The organism is Paractinoplanes deccanensis, from assembly GCF_016862115.1.
In the GTDB taxonomy this organism is placed as follows: domain Bacteria; phylum Actinomycetota; class Actinomycetes; order Mycobacteriales; family Micromonosporaceae; genus Actinoplanes; species Actinoplanes deccanensis.
In genome coordinates, this window is sequence record NZ_BOMI01000149.1 from 1 (window position 1) to 20,570 (window position 20,570).

Below are 20,570 nucleotides of genomic sequence, written 5' to 3' on the forward strand. Positions count from 1 at the left end.
GGCTAACCGCTCCGGGGCACTCGCTCAACTTTACTAGGTCTTCCTGGCCGTGTCAACCGGTATCTCCCGGTTGGAGCCGATCTGCCCTAGTACATCCCCTGGCTGAGGCGCGCAGCATCGCTGCGATCCGCAGTTCGAAGGATTTGGCAGGACGGCCGCCGCGGATCTCTCCGCTTGCCTCGCCCGTTTCCCTGCCGGCTCGGAAAACATTACAGGGTGGTTCCCCGAGCGCCAAATCGGGTACCAGTGTCTCGCATATGCGCAGGCCAGCGCAGCTGAACGCCGGGAAAACCGTCAGGGTTGGGCGACCGACACCAGGCCGTCCTCGACGCGAATCCGCAGCACCGGTTGGTTGCTCGCCGCCGGACCATGCACGACCGCACCGTCGGTCAGCCGGAAGACGCTCCCGTGCCACGGGCAGACGACGCACGCCTCCGAGCCCGCACCCACGACGTCGCCCTCACCCAGGGGACCCGTCTCGTGCCCACAGGCCTCGATCATCGCGGTCACCCGGTCGCCGAGCCGGTAGAACAGGATCGGGACGTCGCCCACCGTACGGACGAAGGGCTTGCCCTCCGGCATCGAGGCGAGCGACCCGACGGTGGTCCACTCGGCGGGGACCCGGTTCAGCGCCGGCGCCGCCTGATTGACTCCGGCGCTCTGCGCGTACGACAAATGACCGCCGAGGTAGGCACCCAGCCCGGCCACCGACAGGCCGGCGAAGCTCAGCGCCCGTCCGGAACGACCGCGCAGGCGCGCCACCAGGGAGGCCGCGTAGAGGCCGACCGCGACGGCGTTGGCCGTCGCGTGCACCAGGCCCACCCGTTGCTGGTCCTTGGTCAGCTGGGACCAGTCCGTCCAGCCGGCCGCGATCGCCGGCGCCGCGCCCGCCGTCCCGAAGGCGATCAGCATCGTCGCGGCACGCCGGGTGCCGGGCAGCAGATCCAGCACGGCCGACGAGATGAACGCCCCCACCGGCACCTGCACCAGCACCGGATGCAGGGGATGCCCCAGCCACGTGCCGTGCAGGAGATCGCGAAGCCGCTGCGGCTTGACCGCGGCGGACACGGCCGATTGCAGCTTCTCGGTCACGGGATCGAGGGAGCGGGCCTCTTCGAGCCGGTTGAGGATCTGCATGGGATTGCGGTTCCCGGTAGGAGACGGGTGAAACCGGGTAACAGCCGTTCATGACGGCGGTGGACCGGCTGACGTCGGGCGATCATGCGTGCCTGACCTTCAGCGAGACGGAGGAACGGCTCGATCTGCTCGCCGCCTTTGTGACCGCGGGCATCCAGCGGGACGAGACGGTCGTCTGCTACACCGACGCGCTCAAGCCCGATGAGCTGCGCGAAGACCTCCGCCGTCGGGGCGTGCCGGCCGACGAGCGGATCGTGCCGGCGAGCGAGCTCTGGGGCACGGGCGCCGCACCGGACGCCTCGATCATGGTGCGCCACCTGGCGGCCGAGCGGCAGCGGGCGCCGCGCGGCCTGCGGGTCACCCTCGACATGTGCTGGGCCGCCCGCCCGCAGGCCGGCGCCGAGCAGCTGCTCGTCTTCGAGAACGAGGTGTCCAAGCTTTTCGCCGACGGCGGCATCACCGCCATGTGCGAATACGACCGGGAGGCGTTCGACTCGGTGACTTTGGCGTACGCGTCGCGCACGCACCCTCGTACCGTCACGGCCACGGTCTACCACGAGGACGCTTCGCTGCGGATCTGCCGGCAGCACGTCCCACCAGGGGTACGGGTCGCCGGCGAGCTCGACGGCACCGGCTCGGCGGCGCTGCGCGACGCGCTGGCGGAAGCCGTACGGCTCGATCCGGACGTGCATCTCAACCTCGGCCACCTGCGGTCGCTGGACGACGACGCGGCGGCCGTGATCGTGCGGGCCGCCTCGGGGCTGCCGCGCAACCGGCACATGATCGTGGTGAGCGACCGCCGGCTGGGCCGTGTGCTCCGGCTGGCGGGGGCACACGGCGTACCGAATCTGCGGCTGTTAGAGAAGTCCCTCTAGCGCCGAGCCGATCCCGCGGTGGAACGTCGGATAGGCCCAGATGGTGCTGCGCAGAGTGGACACCGGCACCCGCGCGTGCACGGCGACCGAGAGCGCCCCGATCATCTCGCCGCCCGCCGGGCCCGCCGTGGTCGCGCCGACGATCACACCGTCCGCGGCGATCAGCTTGATGAAGCCCTCGTTGCCCGGCCCGTGGATGAAGCCGCGCGACGTCGACGACAGCGGCACGTGGCCGACCCGCACGTCCAGGCCGGCGTCACGGGCCTGCTTCTCGGTGAGGCCCACCGCGCCGATCTCGGGGTCGATGAAGGTGACCCGCGGCCGCGCCCGGTAGTCGGCGGCCGGCCCGCCCTGGCCGAGGATGTCGCGGACCGCGATGTCGGCCTCGTACATCGCCATGTGGGTGAAGTTGCCGTTGCCGGTGACGTCGCCGACCGCCCAGACCTTGTCGCCCGCGCGCATCCACTCGTCGGTCTTCACGAAACGGGTCGACGTGTCGATGCCGAGCGCCTCGAGGTCGCTCAGCCGGGCGGCACGGCCGGTGGCGACCAGCAGCTTCTCGCCGGTCAGCGTCGAGCCGTCGTCGAGCGTGACGGTGAAGCCCTCGTCGTACGAGACCTTCGTCGCGTGCACCCCGGTGCGGATCGTGACGCCGTCGGCGGCCAGCACCTGCGCGGCCACCTCGGACGACTCCGGCTCCTCCATCGCGAGCAGCCGGCCGCTCCCCTCGATGATCGTCACCTGGACGCCGAAGCGGGCCAGCACCTGCGCGAGCTCCACGCCGATCGCGCCGCCGCCCAGCACCAGCAACGTCGCGGGCAGCACCTCGGCCTCGACGGCCTCCCGGTTCGTCCAGAACGGCGTGCCGGCGAGCCCGTCGATCGGCGGGACCACGGCCGCGGTGCCGGTGGCGATCACGACGCCGCGCGTGGCCTCGTACACGTCGTCGCCGACCTGCACGCGACCCGGACCGACGGCGCGCGCGGTGCCGCGTACGAAATGACCGCCCTTGCCCACGAACCGGTCCACCGCGACCTTGTCGTTCCAGTCGTCGGTCGCCGCCTCGCGGATGCGCTTCGCCACCGGCTCCCAGTCGGAGGTGACGGTCGCCGCGCCGGCCAGGCCGGGAATCCGCCGCGCCTCCGCGATCGCCGAGCCGGCCCGCACCATCATCTTGGTCGGCACGCATCCCCAGTACGGGCACTCGCCGCCGACCAGCGTGTTCTCCACTCCCACGACGTTCAGGCCGGCCGCGGCGAGCCTGCCGGCGGCCTCCTCACCGCCCACACCCAGCCCCATCACGACCACGTCGACCTGCTGAATCTCGCCCATGGGTCCACCTAAGCACCTGGGGGCGTTACCGTGCCCCGGATGGAGGGCTTGATCGCACCAGGTTTCGAGGCCGTGGCGTCGGCGTTCGCCGTCGACCCCCGAGGCGGCTCCGCGCTGACGATCCTGCGCGACGGCGTGCCCGTCGTCGAGATCCACGAGGGCTGGCGCGACGCGGCGCGCACGGTGCCGTGGACGGCGGACACCCTGGTCAACGTCTACTCGACCGGCAAGCCGATGATCGCCGCGGCGGTGCTGCGCCTGGGCATCGACCTGGACCGGCCGATGTCCGCCTACTGGCCGTCGTTCCAGGCGCCGGTCTCGGTGCGGCAGGTGCTCTGCCACACCGCGGGGCTGCCGTCGTTTCCGGTGCCGCGTGACGTGTCGGCGTGGGCCGACTGGGACCTGCTCTGTACCGACCTGGCCGCGGCGTCGCCCGTGTGGGAGCCCGGTGCCATGGCGGGCGAGCACGCGTTGACGTACGGGCACCTGCTCGGCGAGGTGGTGCGCCGCGTCTCCGGGGCCACACCCGCTGATTTCGTACGGGATCAGATCGGCCCGGATCTGCGCTACGCACTGTCCCCATCGGACATCGCGCGGTGCGCCGAGCTCGAGTACTCCACGCCGTCCTGGCCGGTGACGACCCTGGCCCGTTCCGAGATGCTCGCCAACCCACCGGGCGCCTTCGACGTGACCGTGGTCAACAGCGACCTGTGGCGCCGCGCCACGATCCCCGCCGTCAACCTGCACACGACGGCGACCGCCATCGCACGCTTCTACGTCCCGCAGCGAGGGATGGCAGTGCCGCAGTACACGGGCCCGGACATCTTCATCGGCTCCGAGGTCACATGGGGCTACGGCGTGCAGATCGAGCCCGACGGCACCTGGGGCCACGGCGGCACGGGCGGCTCCGCCGGCTGGGCGGACCCGGCCCGCGGCCTCACCATCGGCTACGTGACCCGCCGCCTCGGCGACTTCGCAGCCGTCGACCGCGTCGAAGAGGCCCTGAGAAACCTTCAACCGGCGACGTGACCTGCCGATTCTGAACCCTCGCGGAAGAGGGATCACGGAGGAGGCCGAGAGGAACCCCCGGACGGGCATGGCTGGTGCCCGTCACCTCGAGACCTCCCTCGCAGCGGTGCCCGCGGCCTCCCCCTGGCCGCGGGCACCGCCGATCACGACGACACCGCGGCCTGGATCTTCTTGGCCAGCGACGGCTTGACCTTCCCGGACACGCGCACGAGGCCGGTCCCGTCGGCGGTCCGGTAGTGCCATTCGCTGCCGAGGAGCGGATTGTCCTTCTGCAGACCCTGGATGTAGTCGCTGCGCCGCTGCGCCAGGTCGGCCGTGTCGAACACCTCGACGACCAGGCCGCGATCGATCGAGCCCCGCTCTCCCGCAGCGTCACCGCCCGGCAGGTCGGCGGAAGCGCGCGAGGTGTAGCCGTTCGGCCGGCCGAGCAGGTTGTTCGGGTCGGTGTCCTCGGTCTGCGTCACGACCCCCGTCAGCCCGAGCTGTGCCTTTCCCAACTTCTCGATGATCGCGGTGGCGGTGGCCGGTTTCGCGGCCGTCGTGGCCGGCGCGACGGCGCTCGCCGGCGCGGCGGCCGGCTGCTGCTGGGCAGCCGGCTCGGTGGCATCGTTGCCGCTGCACCCCGCAGCGAAAACCATCGGGACAACGGCCAGGACAACGGTGGTGTGGAAGCGCATCGCCGCACGGTAGCCACGCCCCACGATGCGAATCAGCCGATTCCCGGTGGGCCGATCGGCCCGCGCCCATGCCCGGAAGATCTAGGGCGGAGGGGCCAGGTCTTCGCCGCGCGGCATCTGACCGTGATGGGCCGCGCGCGGGACCGCCGACGTGACAGTGGGCCCGACAATGGGCGGCATGGCGGACATCGATCGGCCGGCGGAGCGGCGCGCCGGCATCTGGCTCCTGCTCAGCTCGCCGGTGATCGCCTTCGTCGCCGCGTTCGTCACGCTCTACGTCACCTTCCTGGTGACGCGGTCGGTCGCCCCCGAGGTGCTCGGCGAGGTCGGGCACCGGCCGGCGGTGTTCGCCGCCTTGATCGCTGTGGTGGCGCTGCCGATGAGCCTCGCGCTCATGTGGGCTTTCACTCGGAGTGCCTTCACAGCCTTTCTGAACGGGGACGAGGTGCCCGACCCGCCGGTTCGCACCGGTTGGCGCCGAGCCGGCTTCTACCTGGTCGGCCTGCTGCCCGACGTCGCCGCGGCGCTGATCGTGTTGCTGGTCCTCGCCGACCCCGGCGCCGGCTCGCCGGCTCTTCTGCTGGCGGTCACGATCCTCGGCCCGGTCGCGCTGTACTGGTCCTGCGCAGGTGTCGGCGCCCTGGGCCGTCGAGTGTGGCGGCGGCGCCGGACGACCGCCGGCTGAGCGATGGTGCCACCAGATCGGCGCGCCGGTGAGCGGGCCGCGCGGACGTCTCGGGGGTCAGTGCGTGGGTGCGGTTCCCGCGATGGCCGCGAGGGCGGTGAGGTAACGATCCGAAACGGAAACCTTGGTGATTCGGCGAAGCTTGTAACCCAGCGGCCGCTTGCGCCATGTGGCGTCCGGACGAACTTCGCGCAGCCACAGCCACCGCCGGGTGACCTCGTAGAGGACGCCTATCCACGTCATCCGCGAGTGGAACCGTCTTTCCTGCTCGATGGCGAGCAGTGGCGAGATCGCGCTCATGCCCCTGAGCAGACCCGCTGTCGTGTCCAGGTCGAGGTCCGCTGGGGCGGTGGGCGGCCACTCGGGCCGAGTCCGGGCGAAGCGCTCCTCGAACGAGGAGTCATTCTTGACCTTCACCACGTCCTTGACGCGGATGGCGACCAAGCCCTCGAAGAAGCCGCCGTCACCGGTGTCTGCGATCAAGGCCCACTTGGAGCCCACAGCGACGACGAAGCCGTTGACGCGGTCGGCGTTGCGCGGAGACCGTTTGATCCGCACGAGTTTTCGGGACTCGGCCGCACGACGGAGCCGGTCGGCCGCGCTCACCCCCGATGACGCCACGCCCCGGATCCTCGCACAGCGGCGCCCATCTTTCGCGCGACTTTGTCGGTGGGCGATTGACCCCGGAAAGCAGAACGTCCACCATGCGTTTCCGCAGGTGGACGATGCTCAGTGCCCGGCGAAGAGCCTGGTGGCCAGGGGCGGGGTCGAACCGCCGACCTTCCGATTTTCAGTCATGCGCATATTGGCAGGTCAGGGTGGGTGACACCGGGCCGCGTGCAGTGAACGTGCAACATCGGCCCGGCGTGCACCCGGTCACCCAGCTTTCGTGCTGACAGTGCGCGGGAGCCGTGCGGCGTCGCCGTGGGCCGCCAGCGCGGAGAGCGCCTTGGCGATTTCCTTGTCTCGGCCGTCGACCGCGTGCAGGTAGCGCCGAGCCGCCGCCATCGACGAGTGCCCCAGCCGCTTCATCAGGTCGGCCATCGTGGCGCCGGTCTGGGCCGCCAGCGTCTGACCGGTGTGTCGCAGGTCGTGGAACGACAGGTTGTCGAGTCCGACCTTCTTCCGAGCCCGGACGAACGCCTGATAGAGCGTGTTACCGCGCAGCGGAGAGCCGTCACGGCTGATGAACAGACGCTCTTTCCCCGCGAATTCGTCCAGATGCAGGCGCAGGATCGGGATCACGTGCGGCGGTATGGCGATGGTCCGTTTACCGGCCTCAGTCTTGGGGTCCTTGTCGTGAGCCTTGCCCCGGTCGTGAAGCGGCTCGACCCGGTTCTTCCGCACGGTGATCGTGTGCTCGATCAGGTCGACGTCTGTGACGCGAAGGCCGGCTATCTCGCCCCGCCGCAATCCGCACCAGGCCGCGATCAGTACCGCCGTCCGGTACCGAGGCGTGATGGCCTCGACCAGCTCGACCACCTGAGCCGGGGTCGCTACAGGTCGCTCCGACGCCTGGACCACGCCCGCGCCGGGGATCTGGCACGGGTTCTTGCCGATCACGTTCTCGCGGACCGCCACGTTCATGACCATGCGGAGGAAGCGGTAAGACTGCGAGATCGAGGTGCGGCCACCCTTGCCGCGTAGAGCCGCCGCATGCCACTCGCGTACCTGAGTCGCCGTCACCGCGCGAAGCGGCATGTCGAGCAGCGGGGCAAGGTGCAGCCGCATGTTCCGCTCGCAGGTCTCCCGCCAACGGACGCCGATCTTGGCGCTGTCCCGGAGCACGGCCCGCATGTAGTTGCCGAGCGGTTCCGCCGCCGCCCGGTCGTCAAGCCAGGTGCCCCGAGAGATGTCCGCTTCGACGAGGGTGAGCCAGCGGTTCGCATCCGTCTTCGTCTTGAAGGTGTCCGGGGCGTTCTGGCGGACGCCGGCCGGGTTGATGAAGGAGGCTTGGTACCGGCCCGAGGGCAGCTTGCGGACCATGCCGAAGCGTCGCTTTGCCATCAGGCGACCGCCCTTCCGTCGTGCCACGCCACGGTGACCGGTTCGACGCGTCCGGCCGACACGAAGTCGTCGACGTCGCTCCGGTAGAAGCGGACGTACTTGCCGACCTTGGTGAACGGGATGCGCCGCTCGGCGACAAGCCGCCGGACGAACCGGACCTCCACCTTCAGGACCCGGGCCAGCTCAGCGACCGTCAGTAGCTCGTCATCCACGGGTGCCTCCCTCTGTGTCAGATCCGGTGTTCGCGGTTGCCGAGACATCGCTAGGTGGGTCGCCGCTCGCGCGTTGCCGAGCGACTGAGAGTTGCGCCCGACGCTGGATGCGTTGGGAGATCGCGCGAAGGAGCCGGTGTTCGAGCGCGGGCAGGTCGGGATCGTCGTTGCGGGCCATCTCCCAGGCCACGGACGGCTGTACCGCACTGTTTTGCGTCACGTCGGTGTCGACGCCGAGCACGGCCTTGACCCAGGCGTGTGCGTCGGCGCGGTGGTCGGCGAGGGTCTTGCCGGACCAGTCGCGGGAGACCAGGACGCGCCGACCACCGATGCCGAGCGTGGTCTTCTGGTGGACGCGTCCCTTGCAGTGGCCTGGCCGGAGCCGTCCGTGTGCCTTCTTCGGCTGGACGCCGTAGAGCAGCCAGTTCGCGCACCGCTCCGAGCACGGGGTGACGCGGAGCTCCTGCCAGAGCCGGTCGAGATGCGCGCGCTGCGGGTCGCTGCTGGTCGTGTGGCAGTCCTGCGCGGATTTGGTGATGTACTTCGTGATGTAGCCGATCGTCCGCTCCGCATCACGGGTACCCGGATCGACGCCCTTGGCCTTGACCTGGGCACCGAAGCGGACCAGGTGCGCCGGCTCAGCGTCCGGGTCGTCGTCGATAGCGTCCAGGGCCTCAGCCCAGGTCGACAGCACTCGCCCGGTGTCCGGGTCCACCCACGTTTCGGCCTTGGCGTTCCAGGTCGGCGGCCGGTTGATCGGGTAGCGCAGCCGGTCGGCGGCCGGCCACCACACCTGGTGATACGTCGCGGTGGCGACCAGTTCGAGCATCGTGCGAGGGACAGTGCCCCGGATGGCGAAGTGCGCGTGCGGGGCGAGGCGCCGCTGCGGCTCGACACAGCCCGCGTACTGGACGTTCCAGCCGACGGCCCGGCGCAGGTTCTGCCAGTACCGGTCGAGCAGCCGGGGGAAGTGGACGGCGTCCCAGGCCGCGCGCCGGTAGTCGTAGCGGGCCGGGTCGACCGGTGTGCCGAGCAGCGGGTCATCGTCGGTGTGCCGGCGACGGCAGGCACACGGACGCCCGGCGTGGATCGAGTGGACCGGGCCGTAGCTGTCCAAGGTCAGGGTCAGCCACATCGACGGCCGGTGCTCGACCCCGTCCGAGCCGGTGTAGGTGCGGCCGACGGTGCGCGGGTCGACCTTCTGCCGGGGCAGCTCGGGCACGTCCGGCCGCCGTTTGGTCGACCGGACCCGCCGAGGGGCGTTGTCATCGTCTCCCTGGTCGTCGCGGGTGTGGCCGGGAGCGATGCTGCCGCGCAGTCCTTCGGTGGAGATCTCCTGCTCGACTGCCTCGATGGCGAGGTCGATGCGGTTGAGCTCCGCCGCACGGTCGTCGGGGTCCATCGCAGCGAGTTGGAGTGCGGCCCGCTCGAACTCGAGGTGTGCCCGTGCGGTGATCAGGTCGCGTTGCCGAGCGGTGGCCGGGGCCGGGCCGGGGAGTGGTTCGTCGGTGCGGTGCCAGCCCTCGCGGATCTGTATCTGCCGCAGCCGGCGTGCCCGCTTGGCGCACGGCGGGCACTTCGTTTCCAGGGTGGCGCCGCAGGGCAGGTCGACCAGTTCCGTCTTGCCGGTGCCCAGGTCGGTGCGGCGCAGGGCGACCGGGTGGATACAGACGCCGTGGTCGATGGCGAGTTCCTTGAGCGCTTCGACGGCCCGGGGCTGAGCGAGACGCCCGGCCCGAGAACCCATCACGGGTGTTGCGGTCATCGAGTCACCTGCCCGATGACAGGAACCCCGTTGGAGCGGGTGACCGGCACGGGAGGTGGCATCACCGCGACCGGGGCAGGCGTCTGCGCCACGGGCGAGCCGGTGAAGACCAGCTTGATCAGGGCCATGAACGCCAGCGCGGGCACGGCGGACAGCAGCCAGCCGGACGGGCTCGACTGCGCGACGGCGAGCTGTGCGGCCAGCGACAGAGAGCCCGCGCTGACGAGCAGGAACAGCGGGTAGCCGATCGGCGCATTGGTTCGACGGCGCCGCTTGATGGTCAGGAGCGCGGCCACCGGCACGAGTTCCGAGATGACGGCGTTGACCCAGCCGAACGCGTCAGGCGTACCGGCCGGAGCGTGACGCATGGTCCAGTCATGGACGTGCGTGAACGACGCCCAGCCGGCGGCGACCGCCACCGTGGCGAGGATGGCGACCAGCGCCAGGGACTCGGCCCGCTCCGCGTTCAGCTTCATGCCGCACCACCGACGAACTCGCCGTACAGGCTCGCCATGTCGCGCACCGAGTCGTCGTCGTTGTAGGCCAGCCGGATCCGCATCGGCGTCGGGTCACCTTCAAGGACGACGTAACCGATGCCCGGCTGTGTCATTGGGATGCGGTCGCAGAGGGCACCGCGGTCGCGCATGCCGTCGCCAAGGACCAGGTCGACCTCAGGCGTCTCGGAGAGGCGGAGCCCGATTCGCGTCGGGAACAGCCCACGTGCCGGAAGCGTCTCCTTGCGGGGGTCCTGGATCGCCGCGACCACGTGCACGCCGACAGCTCGGCCCTGCGTGAGAACGATGCCGAGGGCGGCCTTGATCCGCTCTTTGAGCTGCCGGTCGGTCACGTACGCGGTCAGGTTCGCCAACTCGTCGATGATCAGAACGATGAGCGGTTCGTCCGGGGTGGGGTAGTGCTGCCGCGTGTGGCCGGCGAGACGTGCTGCCCGTTCCTGCGCGGTCGTCGCGGCATGCTCCAGCATGGCCGCCATCTCGGCGAAGTCCCGCGAGGCGAACCGGGCGAACAGGCGCCGGCCGATGCCCAGCTCCATCCCGCCCTTGGGGTCGAGGCCCCACAGCTCGACCATGCCGGCGGCCACACCACCCACGAGAGAGCGGACGATCGACCAGATAGCCGAGCCCTTGCCCGAGCCGGTCGCGCCGACGATCAGCACCTGCGTGCCGAACAGCCGAAGCCGGTACGGCTCCCCGTCCTCCTGAACACCGATCGGCAGCGCGGTGAAGTCGGGAAGGACCGGGATGGGAAGCGGTCCGATGACACGGCGCAGTGCGTCACCGCGATGCAGGAGAAGAACAACGGTTGCGTACGTCGGACCGGGTACCGCCTTGACCTGCCGAACACCGAACGCGTGCGCCAGCCGCTCCGAGGCGCGCGCGAAGTCGTCCGGAATCTGCCCGGTGACCATGCGAACCAGGACCTCATCGCGCCCGTCACGGCACTTGACCCGCCGGATCTGGGGAATGACCGTGCGCCTGTCGTACGAGACCGACAGCTTGGCCGTCACCATCGCCGCCATCCACCCGCGCCGGTAGATCACACGGCGGACGCGCGCCAGGACAGGCCACCACGCGAACCGCAGCCAAGAAGGGCGGTGCAGGAACGCCCAGCCGACCATCAGCAGCACCGAGCCGCCGATCAAGACAACGAAGGCCGTACCGCCGAACCGGGCGTGAAACCAGAGAAGACCGGTCGCGGGGACAGTGGCGTACCAGTGCCGGAAGTAGGCCACGACCAGCCAAGCGAGGAACTTGACGATCTCCCAGACGACGACTGCCCAGATGGGGAACTGGATCACCGGCGTACGGACGTTGAGGGGTGCGACTGGCGCGGTCTCGCCTCGGATGATGTTGATGAAAGGCATCTACTTCGCCTCCTTACCGGGAGGGAGGCTCTTCAGCGCGTGCCGGATCTTGTCGATGCGTTCGGCGTCACTGACGTCCGGGATCAACAGCGCCCACGCCTCGATCCGGCCGATGACGGTCGCGTAGCGGCGCGCGTACTCCCAGCCGTTCAGCGCGTGCTGGCGCAGGGCTTCCCGCTCGCGCTGCTGGAGACAGGCGTCGCACCGTTCGACGCCGTCCGGGATCGGCCTAAGATGGGCGCACTCGGTGCAGGTACGCCATACGGTGTCGTCTCGTGTGGTGACGCGGGCAGCGTCGACTACCTTGGGCATCGCAGCCCTCTCCTTCGCAGGTGGGTGGTTGAGCGCCCGGGGCGGGGATGACTTCTTGGCGGTTGTTGGCCCCGCTCCCGGACGCGACGAAGATCAGGCAGCCTTGGCGCGACCACTGCTCTGCGGCGCTGTCATGCCGCCCGCGCGAACCGACCAGCCCAGCCGCGAACGGCATTTGCCGGTGCCCTTGCAGCGCTGCGAGTCCACGTACGGCGTCAGCGTGACGTCGGTGAACTCGACCATCGGCGGGTAGCCCGGCACGGTCGAGGCTGGAGGCACCGGCTGCTGAGCTGCCACGACCTTGATCTTGAATTCCTTCGACCCGCCGAACTTGCCGGCTTCCGGGTCGAGATCCAGCACGCGCACCAGCCAGATGCGCTCGCCCGTCTCTTTGTCGCGGAGCTGATCGTCGCCCTGGCCGCGCTTGTCGAAGTCCGTGGCCGGCTCGACGCCAAGGCACAGAGCGCCCTGCGGAGCGACGTAGTCCCAGGGAACCGGAACCTTGATCGAGTTCGGAATCACGAGGTGTCCCTTCGTAGCCCAAACTTGGCTGGTTGACTAACCAAGTTGGACAGAAGCTAGCACTAAGCCAGCTTGGCTAGCCATATTGATTCAGAGTCTGAAATCAATGAAGCGAGAAGGTGTCCTCGATCCCCGGCGACGGCACGTGCATGACCACGTCGATCAGCAACAGGGGCTGTCGGCTGGAACTCCGCACAGTCAGCAGGCTGTGCAGGACGATCGCATGGCGATCCAAGGTCAGGAGCATCCGCTCCTGAGCTGACGCGAGGCGTGGTGTCAGCCGCTCGACGACGTCGCCGGCGACGAGCCGCCGTCGGCGCTCCAAGTGGTCGAGGGCGCCTTCATGCATCAGCTCCTTGGCCCCGAACCCGGTTCCGTCGGCCGCCACCACCGGGATGTAGGCGGTGGACAACGCGGGCCAGTCGGAATCCTCGCTCGTCATGACGCGCTGGCGCGCGATGACGGGCTCACCGACGGGGATGGCCAGAGCCGCCGCGACCCCGGGAGAGGCCGGCGCCTGACCGGCGCCGATCAGCAGCCCGTGGCGAACTTCCCTCGCGTGTAGCGCGTCGAGCACGCGAGCCGGAGGTGTACAGGAGCGCTGCGGCGGTGGGCCGAGAACCGTCCGCCCCTTGCCTTGAACGCCCTCGATGTAGCCGAGCTGCCGTAGGTACTCAAGCGCGCGCACCACAGTGGATCTGGAGGCGTGGAACTCGCGGACTAGCTGAGCCTCGCTCGGCAGCATCGAGCCTGGCGCGTACACGCCGTTATCGATCCTCGACCGAAGCGCGTTCGCGATCGTGGCGTACTTCGCCGGCGTCGGATCGATCTGCATTCAGCTCACGTCCCGGCATCCGAGGTGGCCTGCCGCGCCGTCTGTGCGGCATCAAGCGGTTCAGGCATGGGAACCTCCCAGCGGCATGGTCGGCCCCGGGGCGAGCAGGTCGCGCTGGGGGGCGCGTTGCCAGATCCCACCCCGGGACCTTGCTGTTCTCGCTAGACAAGATCGCCCTGCTGGTAGCGAGTAACGTCAAGCGAGGAAACAGTTTGGCTAGCTTGGCTAGCCAAATGGACCATAAGGCGAACGGGTCTCTCAACGCAAGCAGGCATAAGAGGGAATTCCTAACTTGGCTAGCCTGGCATTACGCTGCTGGAGTGAATGTGGATGCTCGCGACCTCGGTGATCTGGAGCCGGACGACGCTCGCCCGACCTCCCAGCAGATCGCCAACGTGCTGCGCGCGGCGATCCTGACGCGTCGCTTTGCGCCCGGCGAACGCCTACCGACCCAGACCGACTTGGCCGAGCGGTACGGCGTGGCCCGCGAGACCGTGAAGACGGCCTTACGCATCCTGCGGGACGACCGGCTCATCGTCACCAGGCAGGGAAGCGGCGCCTACGTTCGAGCCCAGACCGATCGCCCGGTGGGGCTGCGCCCACACATCGAGGCCGCCTTCGAGCAACCTCAGGTCACCATCGATTTCGCCGGCTTCTCCAGCGAGACCCTGCACGGCGCCGTACAGGAACCACTCGACAAGATCCGAGCCGGACGACTCACCCCCGAGTCGGTCCAGTTTCGGATCTTGCTCCCCGACTTGGGACAGCCGACTGTCGTGCCGTCCCGAGCGGAACCGGCCGGCGACGACCCCGCCGTCCGCGAGCGCGCCGCGCGCATAGCTCGCCGGCATACCGAAGCCATCGCCGAGACCGTCGGGGAACTGGCCACGCTCGGGCTGGTCCGACACGCCACCACCGAGATCCGCGCGTACGGCACGACGGTGCTCTCGAAGCTCTACATCATCAACCGCGAAGAAGTCTTCTTCGGCTTCTACCCGGTCGTCCGCAACACCGTGTCGGTCGACAAGCAGGCCGTGCCGATCTTCGACGTGCTCGGGAAAGACGTCCCGCTGTTCCACTACGCCATCAGCGGCGACGACGGCGACGCAGGCGATCAGTTCGTGGAGCAGTCCCGGCTGTGGTTCGACAGCGTGTGGGACACCATCGCGCACGAGTACACCCCGTGAACCTCGCCGAGGTCGTCGCCGCGTCGCGCTGCCTGCTGATCGACTTCGACGGCCCACTCTGCTCCGTGTTCGCCGGGCATCCGGCACGCGGTATCGCCAAGGAGCTCCAGGCGGTCATCCGCCGCCACCGTGACGGCGAATTGCCCCCAGCTCTGGTCGAAGTCCGCAACGATCCCATAGAGCTCCTTGCCGGCGTCCGGGAGCTCGGCGACGAGCAACTAACGAAGGCCGTGGCCCACGCCGAACGAGATGAGGAGCGCGCCGCCGTCCGATCGGCCGCACCGACAGCCGGCGCGGAGGACGCTCTGAGTGCTGCACGAGCCGCCGGGCGCACTGCCGTCATCGTCAGCAACAACGCCGAGGCGGCGATCGGCGACTACCTCCAAGCCCATCACCTGACCGAGTACGTCCAGGGTGTGGCTGGGCGCACGGACGACATGGATCCCCGCTTCCTCAAGCCGCATCCGTTCCTGCTGAAACGCGGACTTGCCATGGCCGGTGCCCGCCTGGACGATGCGATCTTCGTCGGGGACTCGGTGACCGACGTCGAGGCGGGCCGAGCCGCCGGCATCCCCACCGTCGGCTACGCCAACAAGCCCGGAAAGCGCGAGAAGCTTGCGGAAGCCGGGGCAGTCACCGTGATCGACTCCATGCATCAGCTGGCGGAGGCCCTGGTGCAAGTCTCGGCCGAAGCACCACGGTGACGAATCCCCTCACAGTGCCGGCCGTCGTGCTGGCGAATGTGCGCAGCCGCTGGCCCGGCGTAGCCGACGCGTGGGCCGCGCAGGTCGAAGCCGAGTTCCGAGACCTCTGCCAACGACACCGAGCCGTCCCCCGCGAAGTCCTGCCCGCCCGATACGGGTTCGTCGTCGCCGTCGACGCGCCGGCCGGACCGCTGATCCTGCGGAGCAGCCCCGACCCGCACGGGCGAGATCAGGCCGCGGTCGCTGTCGCGCTCGCCGACCTGGGCGCCGCCCCACGAGTACACGAGGCATTCACGACCGACCACGGCACCTGGACAGTGCTCGATCGGGTCCTTCCCGGCACGCCACTAAGCCAGGCCGACCCCGCAACAGTCGACCCTCGATCACTCTTCGCGCCGCTGGCGGCCATGCGGGACCAGCCACCGCCGTTGCCGGGCATGCCCTCGATCCTGGACTGGCTGCGCGTCCGGCTTGAAGACGACCATCTCGCCGACCTCCGCCCTGGAACCTCAGTCGCACCCGCCACCGAGCGACAGCAAGCGGTGGCGTTGCTGGCCGAGCTTGCACGCGACCACACGCCGTCGCTGTGCCACGGCGACGCGTCCAGCGGCAATATCATTTCCCACGGCGACTACGGTTGGATGTTCATCGACCCACGAGGCATGAGCGGTGAACACGCGTACGACGTCGCAGTGCTCGCGATCAGAATCGGCGCCGTTCGTCCGTCGCCTGATCTGTTGCCCGGGATTGCCGCTCTTACGAACGTGAAGATCGAGCGCCTTGACGTTTGGATGACAGTGGCTCACACGGCGCGGGTCTAGTCATCAAGCCACTCAGCGTTCGAAGAGACGGGCTGACTTAACCATCTCGGCGCCGGAATAGAGCAAGGACTAGGGAGCAGCGGTCCGCTGTCTCGGACAAGTCCAAATGTTCCTATTTTCAGTCAGTCCCCAGTTCAGGAGGTCTGCAAATAATTGAGTGCTCTGAAGGTCATGACACCCAAGCGCAGACCGCATCGCGCGCTCCACCAGGTCACCGCCTAATGCGGAAGATCCGAGCCGCTTGTGCATAAGTTGCGCCAGTCCACGCGCCAGGTCGTGACCGTTGCAGCATTCCACCTTGGCAGGCAGACCATTCAATACGTCTGAAAGATCTTTCAAGGCCAGCTCTGCTCGCGGGGAGGTTTGTCCCGCCTTCCGCATAGCCAGTTCGAGGGTACGGAGTTCATCTACACCCCCGCCGTCGAGATTCATCACGACGTCGATGGGGAAATCCTTCGCGGAACCAACAATCTTCCCGGTCTCGCATAGGTAGCGTACCGCCGACACGACTATCGCCGAAGCCACCACAACATCTATTACGTCCGAGATGTTGGTCCGCTCCAAGTAGGCCGACATTCGTTGAGCATTTGAGAAATTGATGATTACTCGATCGCGCACCGATTTCATCGCCATGATGGTCGAGTCCAGATCAAAGCCGTCGGTGTAGAAGACGCTCTGAATTTGGCTGATTTCCTCTAAGAAGCCAGCCCAATCCCGATCGACCAGCGCCGCTACGGACCGCATGTTCTGCTGCTCAACAATACGCATAGCCTTCAAGACCGCCGGCTTACCGTACCCCGGGATCGGCTGGCACTCATCAAAATTGATGTGCCCGTTAAGAGCAGAGACATCGGATTCGCCTTCGAGGATGAGAAATGCACGCGAATCGCTTGTCCTCATCAGAACCAACAACGCATACAAGTCATCGCCGGTCAAATTTCCTTGCATTTATCGTTCCGCCTCTACATCGGGAGCCAGCGCAATAGCCCTCGACCACCAGTCATGAATGATCTGCGGGGAGTGCGTTGCTATAACGAACCGAAGCGAGGCCACCTTTGCGATTCGAGCCATATCTCCCAGAAACTTCTGCTGCCACGTTACATGGAGAGAAATCTCAGGCTCGTCGATCAATACGAGGCTTCCGGGCTTGACATTGAAAAGCAGATCGTAAACAAGAACTAGTTCGTGCTGCTCGCCAGACGAAAGCTGGCTTGGAGCCAACTCTTCGCCTTGATCAGTTGCGAAGTAGAAGCCTCGTTCGCGATCAATTTTAAGTTCTTTAAACAGGAATCGCGCATCCACAACATTCTTTAAAAGGCTGATTCTTTCGAGTAGATCCTGGAAGGTTGATAGCTTTCGCTCAGCATCATCAAGATAAGTCCAAAGGAGCCCTCGCTCCCATTCTTCCAAAGCGCGATCTGGCAACCGCACTTCTTCGGTAGTATCGTCCTGAACTGCAATTTCTTCAAGGGCACTTCTTAACTCGATTTGGTTGGCGTACCTCTCGCGGATACGCTCTTCCGTCGCCTCCGCAGGTGCGAACTGACTGAACAAAACTCGCCGCGGAAAGGTCCGATCCAGGTCTTGCGACACACGCGAATTTCGCGCGAGAACCTCGGCTAAACGTGCGCTCAAATCTTGAGAATATTCCGTGACGCGAGAGAATGTTCTCTCACGGGCCACGCGAGGATGGCGCTGCGCATCCTTCGAATGAGACTGCAAAAGTCGCTGAGTCTCAATTAGGTGTACCGACTGACTTGCCAAGAATTCGCGCAAGACGGGATTCTGCCGTCGATTTCCGGTCAACCGGACGGGAATGCTATCGCCATAGCGACCTAGTACTTCTTCCAGATTGAGCGTTTCGCCAGTCCTCATATCGTGCCACAGATCAGGTTCTAGCCGCGCCACAGGTGCGCGTTCTTCCAAGATTGTCGCCAGTCGACCGCGAGGAATGGTCGTACTGAGAGGTTCCGGTGTCCACGATACGAGTTCCTTTCCGGGAGTTCGCATCGTGATACGCAGGCGCTCCCGTTCCTCTGAATCCTCAGAGTCAGGAGTATCAAAAATATCCTCGCCATCCTCTGGCCGAAGAATCGAGGGCCACTGTCCCTTATCGACCTCAATCACGGTGCCATCATCGAAGCTAAAGACGGCATTCGCAAAAGGAATCTTGCGCAATGCTGCGGCATCTGCCGATAGAGTGCGCTTGATCAACTCAAGTAGTTTAGTCTTCCCCACGCCATTAGGCCCATGCAGAATTACAAATTCCCAGTTAGCGGGAAACCGGAACTCATGAGAAAACCTATTGAGTAGATTTCGGACCTCTATATGAACCAGGTTCGGCACGCAGCATCCTCGATCAAGGAGTAACAGCAGGACAGTCCACTCACCATAGAGGTGAAGGCTCCGGATAAGGAAGCGTCTGGCCCACGTGCGCCCCGCATGACCCGTTCATGCGCCAGTTCATTGGACGGGTCGACCCGGCTGAACGCATGGTCCGTCTGCCGCCGCTGGGCGCTAGTGGTGGTCCTGCCCACGACCTTGCTTTGCTACGGCGGTACTGGGCATCCGTATCCGTTGGTGGCGCGGCAGACGATCGGGGGCAAAGCACGGGGAATCCTCGCCCGACGCCGGAGGGACCGATGAGTCAGAGAGGACGGCATCGCTCGACGAGGACATGACCGCCGCACCACGCGTACGGCCTAACGGATTCCACCCGCCAGCCGCCGTCCTCTCGATCGACGACAAACACCCAGGCGTGCTCTTCGCTGTGGTACGAGACGCCACGCTCGTCCCACCACACACCGGAGACCGGCACGGAGATTTCGACTTCGTTCCGGTCCTCCCGAATCGTGTCGAACTGCTCCCAGGTGAGTCGGCTCGGCGGCGGATCCGTGCGCCGCATGTCGGCAAGGACAGAGCGCCACTGGCTCATCAGGTCATCGCGGTGATCCTCCGCCAAGCCGCGCCGAAGGCCGACTTCCTCCCTGGCGTTGAGCTGCAAGAGGTAGGAGTCCACCGCTTCCGTTGCGGTGCCGAACGCGTCGCCCTGGTCGTCTGTCTGGTCCAGGAAGGCAACCACGGGCACGGCCAGCAGACCCGAGCACAGAAACGCCACCATGAGGAAGGTCGCGAGCGCCCATCGCTGCCGCTTGCTCCACCCCGCCAGCCGGCTACCTCGTTGATCGACGATCATGGCCATCCGGTCACGATAGGCGATCATCCATATGCGATGCGACACACTTCGATGCGCCGGTCAAGACGCTTCCGATGTAACTGCCGAATTCGCCTGTACTGAATCAAGGCGCCGCGCGGGCGCGGCGCTGGCCGGTCGCGCTCGCCTGCTGGCGGCGCAAGCGCCGGCATCGGCGGCGCGCCGGCCGCATGGGCACCGAAGTGTCCCCTGATGCCTCCGGCGGGGATCTCGGGCATCTGAAAGGGCTTAGAGCCGCCATCCCGTCCACCGCCGCCCCAGGCGAAGCCGAGCAGACCTGTTCCAGGGCGCCAAGGTCGTTCGTCCGGTGGGGCGCTCCACCTTGGCGCCCTGGAACAGGCCCGCACCCTGATAGGTGGGTCGACGGCGGACGGGATGGCTTAGGGGACTCGGTGGTAGGAGAGGTTGACCCAAACCGACTGCTGACGTCGCCTGCCGTCGTTCCACCGAATCAGGGCGCCACGGGCGTCGCGGGTCTCGGGACTGCGATTGAGGGTCAGGTAGAGCGACTGATCTTTGTGTAGGTACTCGACGGGCATCTTCGGCCACAGCGCCGCCACATCCGCTTCGGCGAGCTCCAAAGACTGGCCATCCTCGTCGAAGACCTGAACTTCGACCTTCCGCATGAGTGCCGGCCCATGGTTCGTGACTACAACCCGCACATCATCGTGCCAGCCGGTTTTCGTCTGGAAGGTAAACAAGTCGAGTTGGGCGCCCGGACTGGCTTTCCTCTCCCGGAGCCAGGCGCGGACGACGCTGTACCAGAGGTTCGCGATGCTGATGCCCAAGGCCACCCAGGCCGCCAGGGCGCTCCATGCGGGTGCTTTCACGCGGGGCAGCCTAGCGGGGCGAGACCCGGCCCGGCCGCTCAAGATGTGCGGTGCATCACGTGCAGCGAACGTGCAACTCGCGGCGGTGATCATGGGGAATCTGCGGTCAACAGAGGTCAACTTCGAGGGACCGAAAATGCCCCGGAAAGCAAAACGTCCACCGTGCGTTTCCGCAGGTGGACGGTGCTCAGAGCCCGGCGAGAGGCCTGGTGGCCAGGGGCGGGGTCGAACCGCCGACCTTCCGATTTTCAGTCGGACGCTCGTACCAACTGAGCTACCTGGCCTTGGGTGTTGCGGTCCTGACGGGACTTGAACCCGCGACCTCCGCCTTGACAGGGCGGCGAGCACTCCAACTGCTCCACAGGACCTTGCTCTGCACTTCTTCACTGCCTGGTGCCTCGGCTACCTTACACTGCCGACTTACCAGTGCCCCCAACGGGATTCGAACCCGTGCTACCGCCTTGAAAGGGCGGCGTCCTGGGCCACTAGACGATGAGGGCAACTCCGCAAGTATTGCACGTCTGCAATGCTTAGCGGCGTAGAC

Annotated in this window: 21 protein-coding genes, 3 tRNA genes and 1 pseudogene; 6 read left to right on the forward strand and 19 right to left on the reverse strand. The window is 67.1% G+C overall.

The annotated features are described in order from the left end of the window. Positions 1-294: 294 nt before the first annotated feature. A complete protein-coding gene (locus tag Ade02nite_RS37010; protein WP_203773980.1) occupies positions 295-1,137 on the reverse strand; it encodes a Rieske (2Fe-2S) protein in 843 nt (280 codons plus the stop codon). A 50-nt stretch (positions 1,138-1,187) separates the two neighbouring features. Here Ade02nite_RS37010 and Ade02nite_RS37015 point away from each other — a divergent pair, with 50 nt between their 5' ends. Continuing rightward, positions 1,188-2,012 (forward strand): MEDS domain-containing protein, encoded by an 825-nt coding sequence (locus Ade02nite_RS37015; protein ID WP_203773982.1) that lies wholly within the window; start codon positions 1,188-1,190, stop codon positions 2,010-2,012. Here Ade02nite_RS37015 and Ade02nite_RS37020 read toward each other — a convergent pair. Further along, positions 1,995-3,344: a dihydrolipoyl dehydrogenase family protein gene (locus Ade02nite_RS37020; RefSeq protein WP_203773984.1), complete on the reverse strand. Its 1,350-nt coding sequence runs from the start codon at positions 3,342-3,344 to the stop codon at positions 1,995-1,997. The genes Ade02nite_RS37015 and Ade02nite_RS37020 overlap by 18 nt on opposite strands. 39 nt (positions 3,345-3,383) lie before the next feature. Here Ade02nite_RS37020 and Ade02nite_RS37025 point away from each other — a divergent pair, with 39 nt between their 5' ends. Beyond that, the gene (locus Ade02nite_RS37025) at positions 3,384-4,373 is read left to right on the forward strand and encodes a serine hydrolase domain-containing protein (RefSeq protein WP_203773986.1); all 990 of its coding nucleotides are present in this window, start codon (positions 3,384-3,386) and stop codon (positions 4,371-4,373) included. Between the two features lie 143 nt (positions 4,374-4,516). Here the strand turns inward: Ade02nite_RS37025 and Ade02nite_RS37030 are convergent, their stop codons facing one another. Further along, on the reverse strand, positions 4,517-5,050 hold the full coding sequence (locus Ade02nite_RS37030; RefSeq protein ID WP_203773988.1) for a hypothetical protein: 534 nt from the start codon (positions 5,048-5,050) through the stop codon (positions 4,517-4,519). 178 nt (positions 5,051-5,228) lie between these two features. On the opposite strand from Ade02nite_RS37030, the gene Ade02nite_RS37035 reads away from it, so the two are divergent. Next, positions 5,229-5,735 (forward strand): hypothetical protein, encoded by a 507-nt coding sequence (locus Ade02nite_RS37035; RefSeq protein ID WP_203773990.1) that lies wholly within the window; start codon positions 5,229-5,231, stop codon positions 5,733-5,735. Between the two features lie 57 nt (positions 5,736-5,792). On the opposite strand, the gene Ade02nite_RS37040 is transcribed toward Ade02nite_RS37035, so the two are convergent. From Ade02nite_RS37040 to Ade02nite_RS37080, 9 genes and pseudogenes are all read right to left on the reverse strand, one after another. Then, a complete protein-coding gene (locus Ade02nite_RS37040) occupies positions 5,793-6,341 on the reverse strand; it encodes a hypothetical protein (protein WP_203773992.1) in 549 nt (182 codons plus the stop codon). A 270-nt stretch (positions 6,342-6,611) separates the two neighbouring features. Next, a complete protein-coding gene (locus tag Ade02nite_RS37045) occupies positions 6,612-7,742 on the reverse strand; it encodes a tyrosine-type recombinase/integrase (RefSeq protein ID WP_203773994.1) in 1,131 nt (376 codons plus the stop codon). Next, complete coding sequence (locus Ade02nite_RS37050; RefSeq protein ID WP_239169325.1) at positions 7,742-7,954, reverse strand: helix-turn-helix domain-containing protein; 213 nt, start codon at positions 7,952-7,954, stop codon at positions 7,742-7,744. The genes Ade02nite_RS37045 and Ade02nite_RS37050 overlap by 1 nt, the downstream gene beginning before the upstream one ends. Beyond that, positions 7,947-9,719, reverse strand: coding sequence for a replication initiator (locus Ade02nite_RS37055; protein ID WP_203773998.1), 1,773 nt, complete (start codon positions 9,717-9,719; stop codon positions 7,947-7,949). The genes Ade02nite_RS37050 and Ade02nite_RS37055 overlap by 8 nt, the downstream gene beginning before the upstream one ends. Before the next feature lie 104 nt (positions 9,720-9,823). After that, positions 9,824-10,195: pseudogene (locus Ade02nite_RS37060) on the reverse strand (hypothetical protein); the annotation flags it as partial. Next, positions 10,192-11,379, reverse strand: coding sequence for an FtsK/SpoIIIE domain-containing protein (locus Ade02nite_RS37065; protein ID WP_239169326.1), 1,188 nt, complete (start codon positions 11,377-11,379; stop codon positions 10,192-10,194). The gene Ade02nite_RS37065 and the pseudogene Ade02nite_RS37060, both read right to left, overlap by 4 nt. Positions 11,380-11,601: 222 nt before the next feature. Continuing rightward, the gene (locus Ade02nite_RS37070; RefSeq protein WP_203774002.1) at positions 11,602-11,913 is read right to left on the reverse strand and encodes a hypothetical protein; all 312 of its coding nucleotides are present in this window, start codon (positions 11,911-11,913) and stop codon (positions 11,602-11,604) included. A gap of 93 nt (positions 11,914-12,006) precedes the next feature. Further along, positions 12,007-12,435: a hypothetical protein gene (locus Ade02nite_RS37075; RefSeq protein WP_203774004.1), complete on the reverse strand. Its 429-nt coding sequence runs from the start codon at positions 12,433-12,435 to the stop codon at positions 12,007-12,009. Between the two features lie 103 nt (positions 12,436-12,538). Then, entirely contained in the window at positions 12,539-13,270 is a 732-nt protein-coding gene (locus Ade02nite_RS37080) for a GntR family transcriptional regulator (protein ID WP_203774006.1), read from the reverse strand. Between the two features lie 326 nt (positions 13,271-13,596). Between Ade02nite_RS37080 and Ade02nite_RS37085 the strand changes: the two genes are divergently transcribed. Genes Ade02nite_RS37085 through Ade02nite_RS37095 form a run of 3 tightly spaced genes read left to right on the forward strand, consistent with a single transcriptional unit; the run spans position 13,597 to position 15,982 of the window. Then, positions 13,597-14,457, forward strand: a complete 861-nt coding sequence (locus Ade02nite_RS37085; RefSeq protein ID WP_438871010.1) for a winged helix-turn-helix domain-containing protein — start codon at positions 13,597-13,599, stop codon at positions 14,455-14,457. After that, positions 14,454-15,161, forward strand: coding sequence for an HAD family hydrolase (locus Ade02nite_RS37090; protein WP_203774010.1), 708 nt, complete (start codon positions 14,454-14,456; stop codon positions 15,159-15,161). Before Ade02nite_RS37085 ends, Ade02nite_RS37090 begins: the two co-directional genes overlap by 4 nt. Continuing rightward, a complete protein-coding gene (locus Ade02nite_RS37095) occupies positions 15,158-15,982 on the forward strand; it encodes a phosphotransferase (RefSeq protein ID WP_203774012.1) in 825 nt (274 codons plus the stop codon). Before Ade02nite_RS37090 ends, Ade02nite_RS37095 begins: the two co-directional genes overlap by 4 nt. A 69-nt stretch (positions 15,983-16,051) precedes the next feature. Here the strand turns inward: Ade02nite_RS37095 and Ade02nite_RS37100 are convergent, their stop codons facing one another. The 7 genes from Ade02nite_RS37100 to Ade02nite_RS37130 form a co-directional block, all read right to left on the reverse strand. Beyond that, positions 16,052-16,918, reverse strand: coding sequence for a hypothetical protein (locus tag Ade02nite_RS37100; protein WP_203774014.1), 867 nt, complete (start codon positions 16,916-16,918; stop codon positions 16,052-16,054). A gap of 12 nt (positions 16,919-16,930) precedes the next feature. Further along, on the reverse strand, positions 16,931-18,328 hold the full coding sequence (locus tag Ade02nite_RS37105; protein WP_203774016.1) for an AAA family ATPase: 1,398 nt from the start codon (positions 18,326-18,328) through the stop codon (positions 16,931-16,933). A gap of 301 nt (positions 18,329-18,629) precedes the next feature. Beyond that, on the reverse strand, positions 18,630-19,184 hold the full coding sequence (locus tag Ade02nite_RS37110; RefSeq protein WP_203774018.1) for a hypothetical protein: 555 nt from the start codon (positions 19,182-19,184) through the stop codon (positions 18,630-18,632). A gap of 392 nt (positions 19,185-19,576) precedes the next feature. After that, on the reverse strand, positions 19,577-20,026 hold the full coding sequence (locus Ade02nite_RS37115) for a hypothetical protein (protein WP_203774019.1): 450 nt from the start codon (positions 20,024-20,026) through the stop codon (positions 19,577-19,579). A 207-nt stretch (positions 20,027-20,233) separates the two neighbouring features. Then, a tRNA-Phe gene (locus Ade02nite_RS37120) sits at positions 20,234-20,310 on the reverse strand. Positions 20,311-20,320: 10 nt separating this feature from the next. Continuing rightward, a tRNA-Asp gene (locus Ade02nite_RS37125) sits at positions 20,321-20,394 on the reverse strand. A 59-nt stretch (positions 20,395-20,453) separates the two neighbouring features. Further along, a tRNA-Glu gene (locus Ade02nite_RS37130) sits at positions 20,454-20,526 on the reverse strand. Positions 20,527-20,570 lie beyond the last annotated feature (44 nt).